Source organism: Sphingobacterium spiritivorum (genome assembly GCF_016725325.1).
Taxonomy (GTDB): Bacteria; Bacteroidota; Bacteroidia; order Sphingobacteriales; family Sphingobacteriaceae; genus Sphingobacterium.
On sequence record NZ_CP068083.1, the window covers coordinates 2,702,534 to 2,721,191 of the forward strand.

Consider the following 18,658-nt stretch of genomic DNA (forward strand, 5'->3'; position numbering starts at 1 on the left):
ATAATATTATTAATATACAGCATTAATACACAGCAATATGAAACCAAGAATAACAGACAGCGAAAAGGAGAATCCAATTATTGTTGGTCTTGACATCGGTACCACAAAGATTTGTGTGACCGTAGGACGTCGTAGCGGGACAAATAAAATCGAATTATTAGGAGTAGGGAAAGCGGAGTCTGCAGGTGTAAACCGTGGAGTCGTGGCCAATATCCAAAAAACCGTTACCAGCATTAAAGAGGCAGTCGCATTGGCAGAAGGTTTGTCAAATGTAGACATCAAAGTGGTCAACGTAGGTATAGCCGGACAGCACATCAAGAGTATTCAGCATCGGGGTATTCTGACCAAAAACGATGATGATGAAGTCGGAAGAAGAGACATCGAAAGATTGATTTCTGATATGTACAAATTGGTACTTCCTCCGGGAGAGGAAATTATCCATGTACTTCCGCAGGAATTTACTATCGATAACGAACCGGGTATCAAAGAGCCTGTGGGTATGGCGGGTCGTCGTATCGAAGCGAATTTTCATATTATTTCCGGACGTGTTACAGATATTAAAAATATCAAAAGATGCGTTGATTATTCCTCATTAGAGGTGTCATCATTAGTGCTTGAACCTTTAGCGTCATCCGAAGCTGTATTGGATGAAGATGAAAAAAATGCTGGTGTTGTATTAGTTGATATCGGTGGTGGTACTACCGACGTGGCGATTTTCCATGAGGGAATTATCCGTCATACTGCTGTTATTCCTTTGGGTGGTAATATTGTGACTGAAGACATCCGTCAGGGATGTTCAGTATTGCGTAATCAGGCTGAATTATTAAAGGTCAGATATGGATCAGCTTTAGCTGACGAGAATAAAGAAAATGAAGTCATCTGTGTACCGGGCATTCGCGGAAGAGAAGCGAAAGAGATTTCAGTGAAAAATCTGGCGTATATCATCCAGGCTCGTATGGAAGAGATCATCGAACACGTATACTACGAAATCAAATCTTCAGGTTATGAAGATAAACTGATCGGTGGAATTGTGGTAACCGGTGGTGGAGCACAATTGAAACACCTGGTACAACTGGTAGAATATATAACCGGTATCGATTGTCGTATCGGATATCCGAATGAGTATCTGGCAAAAACTGATCTGCTCAACAAGCAGTTGTTTGATGAGCTGAAGAGCCCGTTGTATGCTACAGGTATTGGTTTGCTGATTAAGGGTATTCAGGCTATTGAAGATGAAGAGGCTTCTGAGCATGAAGATTCGATCAAGCGTACGCCTAAAACAGCAAGCACTCCGGGAGTAAAAGATATTGCTGAAAAGCAGCAGAAGAAAGAAGGTTGGTTAAAAAAGTTTTTGACCGAATTTATCAAGGACGACGCGGGAATTGATGATGACACCTTTATAGGAAAGAAATAGTTTTCAACAATCAGTGATTTTTCCACATTCTAACAAATGTGGAAAACTGTTGTTAAGAAATTGGTATTATTACATTAGAATTGTTGAAGGTTTTTGTAAAATATAAGTCTCTCAGCAATAGTTAAATAGGGAAAAGTTATGTCAATACAGTTTGAAATGTTAAAGGAACAGTCTTCGATAATCAAGGTTATCGGGATTGGTGGAGGTGGGGGCAATGCCGTCAACCACATGTATAATCAGGGAATCAGCGGAGTAGATTTTATAGTTTGTAACACTGATGCACAGGCATTAGAATTGAGCCCGATACCTAATAAGGTGCAATTGGGAGCAAGTCTTACCGAAGGTATGGGTGCAGGTGCTGACCCTGATGTGGGTGAAAATTCGGCTATTGAGAGTATTGAAGATATCAAACGCATGCTGGGTACTAATACCAAAATGTTATTTATAACAGCAGGTATGGGTGGTGGTACCGGTACTGGAGCAAGTCCGGTATTGGCAAAAGCAGCTAAAGAACTTGGTATTCTGACTGTAGCGATTATAACTACACCTTTTACATTTGAAGGAAAAAAACGTCGTGCGCAGGCTGAAGAAGGATTGGAAGAATTACGTAAATATGTAGATTCCTATTTAGTGATCTCTAACGATCGTCTTCGTGAGATCTTCGGCAACCTGACTATGACAGCAGCCTTTGCTAAAGCAGATGATATATTGACGACTGCTGCAAAAGGTATTGCAGAGATTATCACTATTCCTGGTTATGTCAACGTCGATTTCAAAGACGTTCGTACAGTCATGAATGATAGTGGTGTTGCCATTATGGGTAATGCGAAAGCTAAAGGTGATAACCGTGCTCTGGAAGCAGTGACTGGTGCTCTGGCTTCTCCGTTATTGAAAGATAATGAAATTGAAGGTGCACGTTATATCTTATTAAATATTACTTCCGGTACAATGGAAGTGACAATGGATGAAGTTGCTATTATTACAGACTTTATTCAGGATAAAGCAGGCCTTTCTGCAGATCTGATCTGGGGTAACTGTATTGACAATACGCTGGAAGATGAATTGTCTGTTACAATCATTGCTACAGGTTTTCAGACAAGTGAACAACGTGTAAAGGAAAAACAGAATGAAAAAATAGCCTTACCTCTGACTCCGGAGAATAATGCAAATCCTTTTGTAAAGCCTGTTTCACAAAATCAGTTTGTCCCAAGAGAAGCTGCTCCATCTGTCGTTAATCCTGTTCAACAACCCGAAAATCAGGTAACAAATACAGTGGTACAGCCTCAGGTAGACTTATTCTCTCCAAAAACAAATGGAAATACAACAAATGCATATACGCAGACAACTAAGACTGAAACTGAAACTGTCGTGCGTCATACGCTTGAAGTAAACGAGACGGTTATCAAACAAGAAGAAGAAGTTAAAAACGATGGTTTTGAATTGAAAACTTCACCTTCAGTATTCCAGTTTGAGTTACCAACAGTATTTGATGCTTATCAACATGCTTCTGTTAATCCTATTGAGGAAGTAAATAATACAGTAGAAGAATCAAACATATCGACACATATTGAAGAGCCGGCAAGCTTTGAAGATCAGTTGCTTAAGACTAAAGAGCGCATCCTGCGTCTGAAAGAATTAAGTATGAAACTGAAGTCTTCAAACGGTTTACAGGAGCTTGAAAACGAACCTGCTTATAAACGTAAGCAAAAATCATTGGAAGATCTTCCGCACTCATCGCAGTCGGCAGTGTCTCGTTTTACGTTATCTTTTGACGAAGGCGAAACAGAGATCCGTCCTAACAATTCTTTTTTACATGATAATGTAGACTAGTCATACAACTCTATTTATATGGAAGGCGGCTTGAAGTGATTCATGCCGCTTTTTTTGTTAAACACGTAAAAAGAAAGACAAAATTTTTTTTTTCAAAAAATAGATGTTATTTTTATGTTATACAGTGATTGATAATTAATTATAAAAAACTCAAACAATTAAATTATGGCAAGTATTGATAAATTCAAAGAATTAAAGGCTCTAATCGATGGTCTTGAAGGTGATGCAGACAAATTCTTTAACAAAGGGAATAGTGCAGCAGGTACGCGTGTAAGAAAAACATTGCAAGATATTAAGACGCATGCTCAAACCCTTCGTTTAGGAGTTCAGGATTTGAAAAACTCTAAATAGAGAGTCCTGCACCCATAAGTCATAGAGAAGGCCCTTTAATAAGGGCTTTTTTTATTATCTTTACCCTACACCATATCTATTTAAATAAAGGAAATAACATGTCTAATAAGCTTAATAATCCCATATGGGTAATGAGTTCTGCGTATGATAAACTTTCTCTGGAAGAATTGATTCAGACTGCTGTGAAAGTAGGTGCTCAAGGTATTGATCTCTGTGTCTTCAGAAAAGACGGTACACGTGAGGATCATACCGCCACTCATTTGGAATATGATGAATTTACACCAGAAAGTGCCAGCCGATTAATAGATCTGTTTAATGCTAACGGCCTGCAGCTTTCTCTGGGAGCTTTTGAAAATATGATAGGCGGAGATCCGGAGCAACGCGTAAAGAATCAGAATCACCTGCTTAAGCTGATCCGTATCGCTTATCTATTGGGAGGTGATACTAATAATGTAAAGGTTGGTACTTTCGTCGGCTACAACCATGAATTGGGTAATGAAATAGACGGATTTCAGAAAAACCTGGAGAAATATAAAGAAGTATTCGAACCTATTGTCAGGTATGCAGAATCTCTGGGAGTAACTATATTATACGAGAACTGCCCTATGGAGGGCTGGAGGTCATCCAGATTTACTTCGACATATAACAACCTGCCTGCTACATTGGCTGCACGTAAGCTTATGTATGCGATGATTCCGAGTAAAGCACATGGTGAAATTTACGATCCTTCACATGATGTCTGGCAGAATACGGATCCTGTAGAAGTTATGAAACTGACCGATATCAGCCGATTACATCGTATTCATGTAAAGACAACCCGCAATTTGTCTACCAGAGCAAGAGTAGAGTGGGGAGGTATGTATCCTATGCAGACTGTAGATTCGTCTTTGGCACAGGCTGCAGGTGTTGATGTGCCTCAGCATGATTGGGACAGACATCACTATGAAGCTATGCTTCCTGGCTTCGGAGGTTCGGACAGTATGGATTGGAGAGGTTTTGTAGATACCCTGCAAGAGAGAGGTTATACTGGTCCTTTTGAGATTGAAAATGAAGCTAAAAATTCTAAGGATACTGGTAATTTTGCAGCGACCAATCAGGGGTTTGCGACTTGTATTAATTTTCTTGCCCCTATGCTATGGGATCTCGATGTTCAGGAAGGTTATAAATACCGCAATGAGAGCGCATTGAATAATGTTCGTGTAGAAGACATTCCTGTTATAACTATAGACCAGTTATAGTATGCAGTAATTTGCATTCCAGCTAGGCGTTAGGTGGAATGCAAATTAAATAATTGAATAAGTTCCGGAATATTCGTTACCCCCAGTTTTTCAAATACCCTGCTTTTGTATGTGCTGATAGTAGATGCACTCAGTTTGAGCTCATTGGAAACTTCCAGGATGCCCAGGCCCTGAGTCAGGTGTTTGGCTACATCCATTTCTCTGTTAGAGAGCTTTGCCAGTGGATTTGCTTTTTGAAGACTGGATTTGCTCTGCGTCAGTTTTTTCAGATACAGGTCTGTGACAACATCGGACATATACTTTCCTCTTGAAATAATGCATTGAATAGCATTGCCCAGTTCGGACATAGCAGTATTCTTATTTAGATAACCTACAGCACCAGCTTCAATATAGCGTAACGCATACAAGGATTCATCATAAGAAGAAAACACCAGTATTTTTAAGTCCGTTTGTTTTGCCAATATTTCATGAATAACTTTAATGTTATTTCCCCCAGGCATATTGATGTCAAGCAAGAGCAGATCATAGCGATTAGCGTCCAATAATTTGGTAATCTCGCTGTAATCCTGCGCTTGTGTTATATTCGCATTTTCAATAACCCCTTTAATAATGACAGACGCTCCCAGTCTTACAATACTATGATCGTCAGCAATTAATATTTTTTTCATGAATAGATACTATTAATAATAAATATACTCAAGTTGGCTGTTCGTAGTGAAGTGAGATTTTGATAAATATAATAATTACAAATTACTACTTCCATCAAAAATATAAAAAATGCTTCATTTTTTTGTGAAATGCTTTTTTTTTGCGAAAACTATAATTTTAAGCATCATTTTTGTTATACTTATATGAATTATTAAACAGATGAAAAATGGGATTTATTAAAGAATTTAAGGAATTTGCAATGCGCGGGAGCGTTGTTGATTTAGCTGTCGGTGTTGTTATCGGTGGTGCCTTTGGTAAAATTGTTACATCGTTGGTCGATGATATCATTATGCCTCCGATTGGTTTTGTTACAGGTGGAATTGATTTTTCGGATATGAAGTATGTACTTACTGCCGGGGATGAAGCTAATAAAATTAAAGAAGTAGCCATAAATTATGGTAACTTTATTAACATCGTTATTCAGTTTCTGATTGTTGCGTTCTGTATTTTCCTTGTGATAAAAGGTCTCAATTCATTGAAACGTAAGGACGAGCCGGCGCCTGCAGCTGCTCCTGCTCCAACTAAAGAAGAAACACTGTTGACTGAAATTCGTGATATTCTGAAGAATAAGTAATAGACTTCTGCTCTAAGTAGCGGAGTATTTGTGCTCCCGGTATAAAAGATGCCGGGAGCACTTTTATATAGAAGGTTTAATAAAAATATTGGAAATAAATTTTGTTTGTTTCATATATAAACGTTACTTTTGCATTCCTCTTTTAGAGTATAATACGAATTAAAAATATTAAATACATAGCATAAGCGCCATGAAAAGAACATTTCAGCCATCGCAAAGAAAAAGAAGAAATAAGCACGGGTTCAGAGAACGTATGAGCACTGCAAACGGAAGAAGAGTGTTAGCTTCCCGTAGAGCAAAAGGTAGAAAACGCTTAACAGTATCTGACGAGTACCGTCACAAAGGATAATTAAACATTGCCGGTGGCAAGATAGACCGAGCTTTATAGCCGGCTTGTACGGGTCATCGAATATGAATAATAATACTTTTACAAAAGAAGAACGATTATGCAGTAAAAGGCTTATTGATAGCCTTTTTCATAGTGGTTCTTCTTTTGTTTTATACCCTTTCCGGATTGTATTTTGTCTGGCCGCTGATATAACTGTACCTGCACAGGTCATTATTTCGGTTTCCAAAAGGAGATATAAGAAAGCAGTAACCCGTAATCTGCTCAAACGAAGGATGAGGGAGGCTTATCGTACACAAAAAAAAGAAATCCTTTATTCTTTTCTTGAAGATCATCACCTAAATTTGCTGGTAGCTATACAGTATGTAGGAAAGACAGAACTGCCCTTTTCGGAGATGAAAGTGAAATTAGCATTAGCATTGAATAAACTGAAAAATGAAAGCACTCATCTTTATTTGGGAAAAGATCATTAAAGGAGCATTCAGGTTTTTGTTTATTCTCCTTATCCGTATTTATCAGTTGTTTATATCTCCATTACTGGGAGCGAACTGCCGTTACACACCTACATGTTCACAGTACGGTATGGAGGCGATTAAAAAACACGGTCCTTTTAAAGGTGGCTGGCTGGCAATCAAACGAATTTTAAGATGTAATCCATGGGGAGGACACGGGCATGACCCTGTTCCCTAATAATCTTGTATATGAATAAAAACTATATTTTGCAGATAGAGACCGCTACTCCGGCTTGTTCGGTAGCAGTCAGTCTGGATGGTCATGTTATCACAACAGTAGGAGCTGAAGAAAATAATATTCATGCAACACATCTTACCGTTTTTATTGAAAAAGCCTTACAGGATGCGGGTATTACTATTCAGGATTTAAGAGCAGTAGCTGTCAGTATGGGGCCCGGATCCTATACCGGTCTACGGATTGGTGTCTCTGCGGCAAAAGGATTATGTTATGCATTGGATATACCACTTATTGCCATTGATACCTTGTCCGCTATGTTCAATGGATTTTTGCAAAAGGGAATACAGGAAGATAAGAAAGTTCTATACTGTCCCATGATTGATGCCAGAAGAATGGAAGTCTATTCTGCTTTGTATGATCAGAATGGTCATCAGGTCGTTCCGGTTGGAGCTAATGTAATAGATCAGGATTTTTTTCATACATACGAAGCAGACGGATATCATTTGCATTTGTTTGGCTCCGGAGCACCTAAATTCAAGACTTTATTTGAAGCTAATCCTTTGATTCGTGTATACGATGATTTTTCCAATTCAGCAGATTATATGACGTATCAGGCCTTTGAAAAGATGAACAACGAGTCTTTCGAAGATGTCGCTTATTTCGAACCGTATTATCTTAAAGATTTTGTTGCGACTACACCTAAAAAAAGATAGTTACATCCATCTTTTACGTTTGAACCAAACATAGATCACCGCTGCCACAAAAGCCATCATTCCTAAGGATAACGGATATCCGTAATACCATTCGAGCTCGGGCATATTTTTGAAGTTCATACCATATATTCCAGCAATAAATGTCAGTGGCATAAAGAATACAGAGATAATGGTTAGCGTACGCATAATCTCATTGGTATGGTTAGATTCAATATTGAAGTATACAGACAGCAGCTGGCTGGTGTTTTCGGAAAGGTTGCGATAGAGAGTCGAATTCCGAAGGTATAAATCTCTCAGATCTTGCGTATATATATTTTTGTATTCGGGCATATGAAAATAATCTACAATATCCTTGCATATAGCCAGAATATTCCGGATCACGTCAATCTGTCTTTTCAGATAGTAAAGGCGTTTTAAGAAAAGCTTCCGTTTACTATGTAAAAATACAATCCCTTCGTAATCATCCAGCCGTTCGGAAAGGCCGTTCATGGCCAGGTTTTCAAATGTCTTTAAGGATTCGGAAGTAATGAAATTCATTAACGCTTTTGTACTGGCGAATTTTTTTCCTTTACGATCCGCTTTCTTAATGTTATTGAGATATTCTACTTCATTGCGGTGGACAGTAATGACAAATTTCTCATTAAAGAAAATGGAAACACGATCCGTGATATCAGTCATGCTGTCTGAGTTTTCATCGAATGAATTAGCAACGGATCTGATGATCAGAAAATGATAGGTGTCAAACTCCTCAATTTTGGGGAGGTGTCCGATTTCCAGACAGTCTTTTATAGATGCTTCATTCAGATTATAGCGCGGTGCGAGATCTTTAAAATCTTCTCTGCTTGGATTTGAAATATCAATCCATACAAAGGGGATGCAGTCATCTTCTATCAGAACTTCTATCATTGTGGTTGTATTGTTTGTACAATATAAACAGCATAGGCTGAAATTACAAATTTCAGCCATCAAAAAAGGGTCGGCAAATTTTGCTGACCCTTGTATGTGGTTTCTTAAAATCTTGTTTTTATTTTTTAGTCGCCTTGTACTCTTTATTCAGAGCTTCAACAACTTCTTTGGTAATTTCCAGTTTAGAATCTGCATACAATACCGTTGGATTTGATTTCGAATAAGTCAATACCAATGTATAACCATTTTCGGTAGCATGTTTCTTCAGGTATTCTGTGATTGTTTTGTAAACGTTGTTGAACTCAGTAGCTTCATCTTGTTGAATAGAAGCAGAAGCATTCTGATCCAAACGGCCTAATTCGTCTTGTTTGCGAGCTAATTTTTCTTCTGTTGCCTGACGTTCTGAAGCACTCATGCTTGCAGCTTTTTGTTGGTATTCAGCTACTTCGCGTTGGAAAGCCTGACTTTTGGATTGAAGATCCGTTTGTGCTTTCTTTACTTTCGCTTCCATTTTTAACTTAATGTCCTTGAAATACTCATATTTCTCCGAAAGCGTATCAGAATTGATGTAAACAATTTTCTCAGAGACAGATGATGAACTGGTTTTTGCACCAGTTGAATCACCCGAACCTGCCGGCTTGGATGCGTTTTGATTACATGAAATAGCAGCTGTCGCGATTATAACACCTAGTGTTGCTTTCGAAAAAGTTGTAATAAATTTATTCATTCGTTTTGTGGTTGTCATATTTTAAAGTAACAAACCTACTATAAAAAATTTAAAATCCGCTTCTCTTTGCGAATAAATCTACGAAGCGAATCTTTTAAATTGCTTGTTATCAGTATGCTTAAATACATTTTCTGAGTACGGAATATACTTGTTTTTGTGGCTTATTTTTCGTATTTTTGAATGTAAAACTTAATCAAAGCACAATCTTTACATGAGCGAAGAAAAGAAAAATACATCTACATATTCAGCTGATAATATTCAGGTATTAGAAGGCTTAGAAGCAGTTCGTAAACGTCCATCCATGTATATTGGTGATACAGGGGTAAAAGGCTTACACCATTTGGTTTATGAAGTAGTAGACAATTCTATAGATGAGGCCGTAGCCGGGTATTGTGACGATATTCTGGTTACCATCCATGAAGGGAATTCAGTCTCTGTACAGGATAACGGACGTGGTATTCCTACAGGTATCAACAAGAAAGAGAATAAGTCTGCTTTGGAGTTGGTCATGACCGTATTGCATGCCGGAGGTAAATTTGATAAGGATACGTATAAAGTTTCCGGTGGTCTGCATGGTGTGGGGGTATCCTGTGTAAATGCGCTTTCAACCTTATTGATTGCAGAAGTACACCGTGATGGTCAGATCTTTAAACAAGAATATGAAAAAGGGAAACCTAAATACGATGTAAAGGCAATCGGAGAAAGTGAACGAACAGGTACAACGGTTACCTTCTTCCCTGATCCGGAAATCTTTACGATGACTACGGTATATAATTATGATACCTTGTCTAATCGTCTTCGTGAACTGGCTTTCCTGAATAAAGGAATTCGTTTAACTATTGTTGATGAAAGAGAAGTCTTGGATGACGGATCATTTAGAAAAGATGTTTTCTTCTCTGAAGGAGGATTGCAGGAATTTGTTAAATTCTTAGATGGAAACCGTCAGTCTCTGATTCCTAATCCAATATATGTAGAAGGTATTAAGCAAGGCGTTCCGGTAGAGCTTGCCCTGCAATATAATGATACGTATTCGGAGAATGTTCACTCGTATGTGAATAATATTAATACAATTGAGGGTGGTTCACACGTAGCAGGTTTCCGCCGCGGACTTACGCGTACCTTGAAAAAATATGCTGAGGATTCAGGATTATTAAAAAACCTGAAAGTAGAGATTGCGGGAGATGACTTTAGAGAAGGACTTACAGCTGTTATATCTGTAAAGGTAGCAGAACCGCAGTTTGAGGGACAGACTAAGACCAAATTAGGTAATAATGAGGTAATGGGTGCTGTGGATGTGGCTGTAGGAGAGATTTTAAGTACTTACCTGGAAGAGAATCCCCGTGAAGCGAAGATTATAGTACAGAAGGTTGTTATCGCAGCTCAGGCACGTGCTGCTGCCCGTAAAGCGCGGGAGATGGTTCAGCGCAAAACAGTAATGGGCGGATCCGGACTTCCGGGAAAATTAGCGGATTGTTCTGACAATGATCCGCACAAGTGTGAAATTTTCTTTGTCGAGGGAGATTCTGCGGGTGGAACAGCCAAGCAGGGACGCGATCGTAAGTTTCAAGCTATTATGCCGTTAAGAGGTAAAATTCTGAACGTAGAAAAGGCAATGGAACATAAAATATATGAAAACGAAGAGATCAAGAATATGTTTACTGCACTAGGTGTTAGTGTTGGTACTGCAGATGATGCGAAAGCATTGAATCTTGAAAAACTTCGTTATCATAAAATTGTAATCATGACGGATGCCGATGTGGATGGAAGCCACATTGCTACGCTGATTCTGACGTTCTACTTCAGATATATGAAGGAGTTGATCGAAAATGGATATGTATATATAGCTACACCTCCTTTATATCTGGTGAAGAAAGGTAAAGAATCACAATATGCATGGACAGAAGATCAGCGTTTACAGGCTATTCAGCGTCTTAAGGGAGCAGGTAAAGAGGACAGTGTACATGTACAGCGTTATAAAGGTCTCGGAGAGATGAATGCCGAACAATTATGGGATACAACTATGAATCCGGAACATCGTACGCTCCGTCAGGTGACTATTGATAACGCTGCTGAATGCGATCGTATTTTTTCCATGCTAATGGGGGATGAGGTTGCTCCACGTCGCGAATTTATTGAGAAGAATGCCCGTTATGCAAAAATTGATGCTTAATTTTTAAGAAAACAAAATAACATAAAAAAGCCTGTTGAAATTTTCAACAGGCTTTTTTATGTTATTTTGTTTTCTTTTAGAAATAAATTGTTTAATTTCAAGAAATAAAGGATCAGTTATTATAAATTATGAAATTAAAGAAATTAATATTTTTAATGTTAATTTCTCTTAAAGCAGTATCTCAACCCTTTAATGCTGCACCTTTTCAGGGAATTGGAAATACGGGTATTGCTTTAGGAGGAATTTACAGTCTGACGAATAATCCGGCTGGTCTTGTGGAAATAGATGAGCTGAATGTGGCAGTTGCCTACCAAAAGTATTTTCTTATGCAGGATATTCAAACGCAGGCAGCTTATTTTGCTCTTCCTCTCAAAGAATTGGGAGCTATTGGTTTCTCTGTTCATAGTTACGGAATTCCATCATTAAGTTCCTTCTTAAGGACAAATATTTCCTATGCCCGCAATTTTGCAGATATTTTATCCACTTCTGTCTCCTTAAATTATCATCGGAAGTCTGTAGCAAAATACGGAGGAGAACAGGTAATGTCATTCGATCTGGGTCTACAGTATGCTTGTAATCCCTCGCTTACAGTTGGATTTATATTTAAGAATATTACAAATGCAGTCTTAAAGGGAGCTGTAACAGATCGCATAGTTCAGGAAATAGGAGCGGGAACCAACTATCGGATATCTTCCGGTCTTATGGTGAACGTTGATCTGATTTCTGATCTTCAGGAGCGGTGGTTTGTAAGGAGTGGCCTGGAATACCGCTTACATCCGAGTCTGGTGGTCAGAGGAGGAGTATCTTCTAATCCAATAGAATACTTTGCAGGACTAGGCTTTGTACTCCCAAGGGTAAGGATCGACCTATCTTCATCTTTTCATCCCAATCTGGGTACATCTCCCCAAATAGCATTAGCCTATGGTTTGTGATCCAATCCGGATAGTAATAACAGTGATATTGCTATCCCTCTGTTTTTATGCTTTTGCACAGGAATTAGAACAGCTGGAAGAAGAGCTTATAGAGCAAATAAATGAAGCGACTCCGGAAGATGTAGATGTCAGTGAATATACAGAACGATTGAGACATTTCCTCCAAAATCCTATCGACCTCAATAAGACAGACGGAAGGGAGCTATCCGAACTTTTGTTTCTGACTCCCATTCAGATTACTAATCTCCTGGATCACAGAAGGCGATCCGGAAGAATGCTATCGGTATTTGAACTTCAGGCAGTAGATGGATTTGATGAAGTAACAGTTGCGCGTATTTTGCCATTTGTGAAAGTCGGACAGACCTCGGTATTTGAGCATTTTTCACTTAATAAATTATTAAGTACATCCACACATGAATATATGTTTCGTTATGGAAGAGGGCTGGAACAGGCAAGAGGTTACCTGATAGGAGATACGTCCAGGTCCAGATATCTTGGTAATCCGGACCGCTACATGGTACGATACAGGTTGAATTATAAGGATGCTGTAAGACTTTCTCTAAACATGGAGAAGGATGCAGGAGAACCTTTTTTTAAATATGCACAAGGATCCGGCTTCGACTTTTATTCAGGAAGTCTTTCTGTCAGAGTAAATGATAAGTTAATGGAAGTTATTGTTGGAGACTATTCTCTCCAATTTGGTCAGGGTTTGGTGGTATGGAACGGTCTGGCCTTTGGGAAAGGTTCCTGGGTGAGCAGTGTAGCCCGGCAAGGTATAGGTCTGAAACCTTATACTTCTTTTAATGAAACCAATTTTTTTAGGGGTGTGGCTGGTACAGTAACGATGGGAAGGATACAGGTGACACCATTTATATCCGTAAAAAGACGAACTGGGAATGTTTTGGAAACAGATTCAGGAAACATTATTCAATCTCTTTCTTTTTCCGGATTACATCGTACACCTACAGAACAAAGGCAGCGCTATGCAATTGGTGAATATGTACTTGGCGGTAATATAAATTTTAGAGTAGACTGGCTTCTTGTAGGTCTAAATCTTATAAATACCACATATAACGGATATATAAAACCGCCAGAACTATTACGAAACCACTTCGCATTTAGAGGTCAGTCGTTAACAAATATGAGTACATATTATCAATATACATTCAGAAATACCTATGCTTTCGGTGAAATAGCCAAAAGTGCAGGGAGTGGAATTGCTCTTGTAAATGGTATGGTTAGTAGTCTTCACCCAACATTTTCGTTAGTATTATTACACCGGTATTATCAAAGAGATTACCATCAATTCTTTGCACAGGGAATCGGAGAGAGTGGGACTGTCAACAATGAAAGCGGTCTGTATGGAGGTGCAGTATACCATCCGTCCCGTAAAATAGAGTGGGTCAGTTATGTAGATGTTTTTAAATTTCCATGGCTAAGATTTAGGGCTGATGCGCCTACAAAAGGATATGAAGTGTTTTCACAATTTACCTATCGATGGTATAAAAAAGGGAAGCTGGCTCTCCGTTTTCGCCACCGGTTTAGAGAAGAAAATTCCTCAGGCATAGAGTTCGCTGAACAGATACTTGCTGAGCTAAGAAGGAGTCAGTTGCGATGTGAATTCGAATATAAGCTGACAAATCAGTGGATGATCAGAAGCCGGGCAGAAGTTTTAAGATATACCAAAGAATTTGATGTCCCGGAGAAAGGGTGGTTAGGCGCTCAGGATGTCTTCTGGTCTTCCCGCAACAAGCGTGTAAGTGCCAATCTGCGAATAGCCTATTTTCATACAGATGGGTTTAATTCCCGGATATATACGTACGAAAATGACGTGTTATACAGTTCCTCTTTTCCAGCATATTTTGATAAAGGCTACCGTTCCTATGCAAACGGAAGATGGCGAGTCCGTAAGAATATAGATTTGTGGGTTAAATATGCTGTCACTTTTTATCCGGATAAAGATGTAATAGGATCGGGGCTTGAACAGATTGCGGGCAACCGTAAATCTGATATTAAAATACAAGGCAGGATCCAGTTTTAAACTCATGATCATGCATGATCCTCAACATATACCGTTTGTAAGACTTTTGCTTTTGTTTTTGACAGGGATCAGTCTGGGGTTTGGTATGGAAAATATAGTTTTCTCTATTTTTTACCTGGAATTGATGTTGATGTTGTTTCTTTTGATAACCATCCTCAGTTTTAGTTTTCGGAACTCCCATCGTTTCAGATATGTGTATATGGGGGGACTATATGTTTTGATCTGTGTGTTTGGATTATGGAAAACGGTTAAAGATAACCCTCTTCATATACCTGATCATTTTTCAGTTTATCACGATCAGCAACTGGTCGGAATTATTGCAGATGAAACAGTCGTTAAGAATCAGATTGTCCGTTTTCCTGTTCGCATAATAGCGGGTATAAATAATTCAGGATCAGAAAAGAGATCCGGTAAGCTACTTGTGACTGTTAAAAAAGATCCATTAGCTGAAGGATTGCAATATGGGGATAAACTGATCTTGCAGACTAGTATAAAAGAGGTATCTCCTCCTTTCAATCCCGGAGAATTCGATTATCAATCTTATCTTTCTTATCAGAATATCTGGCAATATAGCTTTTTAGACTCCTCACAATATAAGGTGTTGGAGCATCAACAGGGGAATACAGCTCTGAGTTTTGCTCTTGCAATACGTAAAAGGATCGTAAATAAATTCAGACAATATATTCACGATGATACCGCATTTCAGATTGCTACTGCTATTATTTTAGGCTACCGGTCGGAAATGGATAAAGAAACTATAACAGCATTTAGTAACACAGGTACCATTCATGTATTGAGTGTTTCCGGGATGCATGTCGGATTGGTATTCTGGATTTTATCTTTCTTGTTAAAAGGTCTGAGGAGATGGAAAGCAGGTCGCAGCATTCAGTATATCATTTTATTGGTTTTCATATGGATGTATGTGGTTCTGACCGGACTTTCTTCCTCAGCATTAAGGGCAGGACTGATGATTTCTTTTTTTGTGATTTCAAAAATGGCCGGAAGAGATCTCAAGGCATATAATACAATTGCTGCTTCCGCATTTTTCATGCTGCTTATAAATACTAAAACATGCGCAGATCTGGGATTTCAGCTGTCGTATCTCGCTGTCTTAGGTATTGTAACGGTGTTGCCCTTATTGAATAGATTATATCTGCCGAAACGCAAATATTTCAAGATTTTAATGGAATACATATATATATCCATTGCCGCCCAGTTATTCACGTTGCCACTTGTTTTTTATTATTTCGGACAATTCCCAAATTATTTCCTGATTGCAAATATATTTATTGCTTTACCCTCTACATGTATGATGTATGTAGGATTAATATTGGCTTTTATTCCTATAGATCCGCTGAGTCAGGCCATGGGGAAAATACTGGAATGGCTTATTCAGTTTATGTGGCAGGGACTTCATATACTGGATCGTCTTCCGGGATCATTAATTCAAGGTCTTATGTTTTCTATAGATCAGGTCATCCTGCTTTTTTTAGCCATATTTTTCTTATCCATAGCTTTTCATTACCGAATGAAACTGGCTTTTAAAATGGGAATGGCCTGTGTTTTGATCGTTCAGATTTCGTTATTTATGGATCATATAAAAATGAAGAAATATGTAGGACTTCGGATCTATAATGTAAAAAAGCATCTTGCCATTGCGCATATTAATAAAGGAAAAGTTTTTTTATTCACTAATATGGATTCATTGACCCACCCGGTGATCTCTTATAGTGTATTGCCGGATCTGATACGTTATACAAATCAGAACGACATTCATTTTGAAAAAGTTGCTGACGACAGCAACCGAAAGAATCTGCAAATGTCAACGTCTGATGTATCCTTTATTGTTTTAGAAAAATTTATGGCCGCAGATAAGTTGTTCCCGGCTGAAATACTGGTAATGAGGAAAAATAACCGAAGCAATCTGAAAGAAATTATTCCTGTTATACGACCTCGTCTGGTCATTATGGACGGCTCTAATACCGACAGTAAAATTGAAGATTATAAAAAGGAACTTGATATTTTGAAAGTGTCCCATTATTGCTTGAAGGATAATTTTGCTTATGTTTGGGTTGGAGATTAACTATGACAAGTAAGGTTATTTTAAAGCAGTATTGGGGATATGATTCATTCCGCCCTTTGCAGGAAGAAATCATTGATTCTATCTTACAGGAAAGAGATACCCTTGCACTGATGCCTACTGGAGGAGGTAAGTCTCTCTGCTATCAGATACCGGCTATGATGAAAGAAGGTATCTGTATTGTTATCAGCCCTCTGATCGCACTAATGAAGGATCAGGTGGAGCAGTTAAGAAAAAGAGGTATTGAAGCTATTGCGATCTTCTCCGGCATGAGTCCAAGAGAAATAGATATTGCATTAGACAACTGTATTTTTGGTAAAATAAAGTTTCTGTATCTTGCTCCCGAACGGTTGTATAGTGAGGTGGTAAGAGAACGTATCCGTTATATGAAAGTCAACCTCTTTGCCATCGATGAAGCGCATTGTATTTCTCAATGGGGATATGATTTCAGACCTTCCTATTTACAGTTAACTGCGCTGAAAGAATTGCATCCTGCTATCCCATTTTTAGCAGTTACAGCTTCTGCCACACCACGAGTCGTTGAGGATATCCAGGAAAAGCTGAATTTTAAAGTTCCTCAGGTATTCAGCATGAGTTTTGAGCGCAAAAATCTGGGATATATGGCCTTGCATGAAGAAGATAAGATAGGACGTATGATCCGCATTATCAAGAAGCAGGGAGGATCGGGAGTGGTATACGTCCGAAACAGAAGAGAGACACAGGAAATTGCCCGTCATTTGCTGAATCACGGTATCCCGGCCGACTTTTATCATGCCGGTATGGATACAGTTGCCCGTTCTCAGAAACAGGATGCCTGGATGAATAATCAGATTCGGGTTATCGTAGCAACAAATGCTTTTGGGATGGGTATAGATAAAGCTGATGTACGCTTTGTTATCCATCTTGATATTCCTGATGCGCTGGAAGCCTACTATCAGGAAGCTGGCAGAGCAGGTCGGGATGGAAAGAAAGCATTTCCTGTACTGCTGTATCAACAGGAAGATCGGGATAGGTTATGGAATAACATGGAGTCCGGATTTCCGGAAGTTAGCTTTATTCAGCAGCTGTATCACCACCTTTGCAATCATTTTCAGATCGCTTACGGAGCAGGTGAAGGAGCAGTATTTGATTTTGATGTCGTGGAGTTCGCCAAAAAGTATAAAATAGATCTTCTGGCAACAATGAGTGCATTGAAATTTCTGGAACGGGATGGATGGCTTTCGCTCTCTGAAGCCGTTTTTATACCAGCCCGGTTCAAGTTTGAAATAGACTATCAGGAATTGTACAAATTCCAGATCAGTAATGCAAAGTATGACGGTTTGATAAAAGCAATCCTGCGTTCATATGGCGGAGCTTTTGATTTTTATATTCATATCAATGAGTATGAGTTTGCTAAAAAACTTAAGATTTCCTATGGAACAGTTGTGGAAATGCTGAAGAATCTGCAAAAACAACAGGTAGCCAGTTATCTGCCTCATACAGATGCTCCGCAACTGCAATTTTTGCAAAACAGGGTAGACTATAAAAATCTATATATTGATACACAGTTTATCAGGGAGAGGAGAGGAGTCAAGGAAGAACAACTCAAGGCGATATATGCTTATCTTGATACGAAGAATTGCAGAAGTATTTCCATTCGTGAATATTTTGGAGAGAAGGACGCTACTCCATGTGGAGAATGTGATCTGTGTCTTATACGGCAGCATCGTGCCAATCAGGAACAAAAGATCATAGCAGAGGTCAAAATACTATTGATTGACGATACACTGGATCTTCACAGTCTGGTGGATCGGTTAACTATCGGAGATGAAGCGATTCGTTTAAAAGTAATTCGCCAGCTTCTGGACGATAGACAAATTGAAGTCAAAGACGAACAGTATAGCTGGGTGAATGCTTTTTAGGCTAAGTAACTTTAAGCGATTCTAATGGTAATTAATA

The 18,658-nt window shown here is 38.7% G+C and carries 17 protein-coding genes; 14 read left to right on the forward strand and 3 right to left on the reverse strand.

All coding sequences use genetic code 11. From position 1 onward, the window contains the following. Positions 1 to 37: 37 nt before the first annotated feature. The 4 genes from ftsA to I6J02_RS11135 all read left to right on the forward strand — a co-directional run bounded on the left by ftsA (position 38) and on the right by I6J02_RS11135 (position 4,833). Positions 38 to 1,414 carry a cell division protein FtsA gene (gene ftsA / locus I6J02_RS11120; RefSeq protein ID WP_201678075.1) on the forward strand — a complete coding sequence of 459 codons (1,377 nt, stop codon included), beginning with the start codon at positions 38 to 40 and terminating at the stop codon, positions 1,412 to 1,414. A gap of 138 nt (positions 1,415 to 1,552) precedes the next feature. Next, positions 1,553 to 3,244, forward strand: a complete 1,692-nt coding sequence (gene ftsZ, locus I6J02_RS11125; RefSeq protein ID WP_201678076.1) for a cell division protein FtsZ — start codon at positions 1,553 to 1,555, stop codon at positions 3,242 to 3,244. A 165-nt stretch (positions 3,245 to 3,409) separates the two neighbouring features. After that, a complete protein-coding gene (locus I6J02_RS11130) occupies positions 3,410 to 3,595 on the forward strand; it encodes a histone H1 (protein WP_201678077.1) in 186 nt (61 codons plus the stop codon). Positions 3,596 to 3,693: 98 nt separating this feature from the next. Continuing rightward, positions 3,694 to 4,833: a sugar phosphate isomerase/epimerase family protein gene (locus tag I6J02_RS11135; protein WP_201678078.1), complete on the forward strand. Its 1,140-nt coding sequence runs from the start codon at positions 3,694 to 3,696 to the stop codon at positions 4,831 to 4,833. Between the two features lie 29 nt (positions 4,834 to 4,862). Here I6J02_RS11135 and I6J02_RS11140 read toward each other — a convergent pair whose 3' ends face one another. Then, positions 4,863 to 5,501, reverse strand: coding sequence for a response regulator transcription factor (locus I6J02_RS11140; protein ID WP_115169729.1), 639 nt, complete (start codon positions 5,499 to 5,501; stop codon positions 4,863 to 4,865). A 206-nt stretch (positions 5,502 to 5,707) separates the two neighbouring features. Here I6J02_RS11140 and mscL point away from each other — a divergent pair, with 206 nt between their 5' ends. The 5 genes from mscL to tsaB all read left to right on the forward strand — a co-directional run bounded on the left by mscL (position 5,708) and on the right by tsaB (position 7,864). After that, entirely contained in the window at positions 5,708 to 6,115 is a 408-nt protein-coding gene (gene mscL / locus I6J02_RS11145; protein WP_201678079.1) for a large-conductance mechanosensitive channel protein MscL, read from the forward strand. A gap of 190 nt (positions 6,116 to 6,305) precedes the next feature. Beyond that, positions 6,306 to 6,464 carry a 50S ribosomal protein L34 gene (rpmH, locus tag I6J02_RS11150; RefSeq protein ID WP_003002285.1) on the forward strand — a complete coding sequence of 53 codons (159 nt, stop codon included), beginning with the start codon at positions 6,306 to 6,308 and terminating at the stop codon, positions 6,462 to 6,464. Between the two features lie 62 nt (positions 6,465 to 6,526). Beyond that, a complete protein-coding gene (gene rnpA, locus I6J02_RS11155) occupies positions 6,527 to 6,934 on the forward strand; it encodes a ribonuclease P protein component (RefSeq protein ID WP_201678080.1) in 408 nt (135 codons plus the stop codon). Continuing rightward, the gene (yidD, locus tag I6J02_RS11160) at positions 6,897 to 7,151 is read left to right on the forward strand and encodes a membrane protein insertion efficiency factor YidD (protein WP_201678081.1); all 255 of its coding nucleotides are present in this window, start codon (positions 6,897 to 6,899) and stop codon (positions 7,149 to 7,151) included. Before rnpA ends, yidD begins: the two co-directional genes overlap by 38 nt. An 11-nt stretch (positions 7,152 to 7,162) precedes the next feature. Next, positions 7,163 to 7,864 carry a tRNA (adenosine(37)-N6)-threonylcarbamoyltransferase complex dimerization subunit type 1 TsaB gene (gene tsaB / locus I6J02_RS11165; RefSeq protein ID WP_201678082.1) on the forward strand — a complete coding sequence of 234 codons (702 nt, stop codon included), beginning with the start codon at positions 7,163 to 7,165 and terminating at the stop codon, positions 7,862 to 7,864. Here tsaB and I6J02_RS11170 read toward each other — a convergent pair whose 3' ends face one another. Next, complete coding sequence (locus I6J02_RS11170; RefSeq protein WP_201678083.1) at positions 7,865 to 8,770, reverse strand: CorA family divalent cation transporter; 906 nt, start codon at positions 8,768 to 8,770, stop codon at positions 7,865 to 7,867. A 118-nt stretch (positions 8,771 to 8,888) separates the two neighbouring features. Then, complete coding sequence (locus tag I6J02_RS11175) at positions 8,889 to 9,497, reverse strand: OmpH family outer membrane protein (protein ID WP_201678084.1); 609 nt, start codon at positions 9,495 to 9,497, stop codon at positions 8,889 to 8,891. Positions 9,498 to 9,708: 211 nt separating this feature from the next. Here I6J02_RS11175 and gyrB point away from each other — a divergent pair, with 211 nt between their 5' ends. The 5 genes from gyrB to I6J02_RS11200 all read left to right on the forward strand — a co-directional run bounded on the left by gyrB (position 9,709) and on the right by I6J02_RS11200 (position 18,621). Beyond that, positions 9,709 to 11,667 (forward strand): DNA topoisomerase (ATP-hydrolyzing) subunit B, encoded by a 1,959-nt coding sequence (gyrB, locus tag I6J02_RS11180; RefSeq protein ID WP_201678085.1) that lies wholly within the window; start codon positions 9,709 to 9,711, stop codon positions 11,665 to 11,667. Between the two features lie 128 nt (positions 11,668 to 11,795). Next, positions 11,796 to 12,599, forward strand: a complete 804-nt coding sequence (locus tag I6J02_RS11185) for a DNA-binding protein (RefSeq protein ID WP_201678086.1) — start codon at positions 11,796 to 11,798, stop codon at positions 12,597 to 12,599. 22 nt (positions 12,600 to 12,621) lie between these two features. Continuing rightward, positions 12,622 to 14,640 carry a ComEA family DNA-binding protein gene (locus I6J02_RS11190; RefSeq protein WP_201678087.1) on the forward strand — a complete coding sequence of 673 codons (2,019 nt, stop codon included), beginning with the start codon at positions 12,622 to 12,624 and terminating at the stop codon, positions 14,638 to 14,640. A gap of 10 nt (positions 14,641 to 14,650) precedes the next feature. After that, positions 14,651 to 16,723: a ComEC/Rec2 family competence protein gene (locus I6J02_RS11195; protein WP_236581807.1), complete on the forward strand. Its 2,073-nt coding sequence runs from the start codon at positions 14,651 to 14,653 to the stop codon at positions 16,721 to 16,723. A gap of 2 nt (positions 16,724 to 16,725) precedes the next feature. Further along, positions 16,726 to 18,621, forward strand: a complete 1,896-nt coding sequence (locus I6J02_RS11200) for an ATP-dependent DNA helicase RecQ (protein ID WP_201678088.1) — start codon at positions 16,726 to 16,728, stop codon at positions 18,619 to 18,621. Positions 18,622 to 18,658: the final 37 nt, after the last annotated feature.

Excerpts from the sequence above, each read along its gene's own strand:
- I6J02_RS11130 (WP_201678077.1), top strand. The coding sequence starts at position 3,410 with ATGGCAAGTATTGATAAATTCAAAGAATTAAAGGCTCTAATCGATGGT.
- ftsZ (WP_201678076.1), top strand. The coding sequence starts at position 1,553 with ATGTCAATACAGTTTGAAATGTTAAAGGAACAGTCTTCGATAATCAAG.
- ftsA (WP_201678075.1), top strand. The coding sequence starts at position 38 with ATGAAACCAAGAATAACAGACAGCGAAAAGGAGAATCCAATTATTGTT.
- I6J02_RS11185 (WP_201678086.1), top strand. The coding sequence starts at position 11,796 with ATGAAATTAAAGAAATTAATATTTTTAATGTTAATTTCTCTTAAAGCA.
- I6J02_RS11195 (WP_236581807.1), top strand. The coding sequence starts at position 14,651 with ATGCATGATCCTCAACATATACCGTTTGTAAGACTTTTGCTTTTGTTT.
- I6J02_RS11140 (WP_115169729.1), bottom strand. The coding sequence starts at position 5,501 with ATGAAAAAAATATTAATTGCTGACGATCATAGTATTGTAAGACTGGGA.
- rpmH (WP_003002285.1), top strand. The coding sequence starts at position 6,306 with ATGAAAAGAACATTTCAGCCATCGCAAAGAAAAAGAAGAAATAAGCAC.
- yidD (WP_201678081.1), top strand. The coding sequence starts at position 6,897 with ATGAAAGCACTCATCTTTATTTGGGAAAAGATCATTAAAGGAGCATTC.
- I6J02_RS11200 (WP_201678088.1), top strand. The coding sequence starts at position 16,726 with ATGACAAGTAAGGTTATTTTAAAGCAGTATTGGGGATATGATTCATTC.
- mscL (WP_201678079.1), top strand. The coding sequence starts at position 5,708 with ATGGGATTTATTAAAGAATTTAAGGAATTTGCAATGCGCGGGAGCGTT.
- gyrB (WP_201678085.1), top strand. The coding sequence starts at position 9,709 with ATGAGCGAAGAAAAGAAAAATACATCTACATATTCAGCTGATAATATT.
- I6J02_RS11170 (WP_201678083.1), bottom strand. The coding sequence starts at position 8,770 with ATGATAGAAGTTCTGATAGAAGATGACTGCATCCCCTTTGTATGGATT.
- tsaB (WP_201678082.1), top strand. The coding sequence starts at position 7,163 with ATGAATAAAAACTATATTTTGCAGATAGAGACCGCTACTCCGGCTTGT.
- I6J02_RS11175 (WP_201678084.1), bottom strand. The coding sequence starts at position 9,497 with ATGAATAAATTTATTACAACTTTTTCGAAAGCAACACTAGGTGTTATA.
- I6J02_RS11135 (WP_201678078.1), top strand. The coding sequence starts at position 3,694 with ATGTCTAATAAGCTTAATAATCCCATATGGGTAATGAGTTCTGCGTAT.
- rnpA (WP_201678080.1), top strand. The coding sequence starts at position 6,527 with ATGAATAATAATACTTTTACAAAAGAAGAACGATTATGCAGTAAAAGG.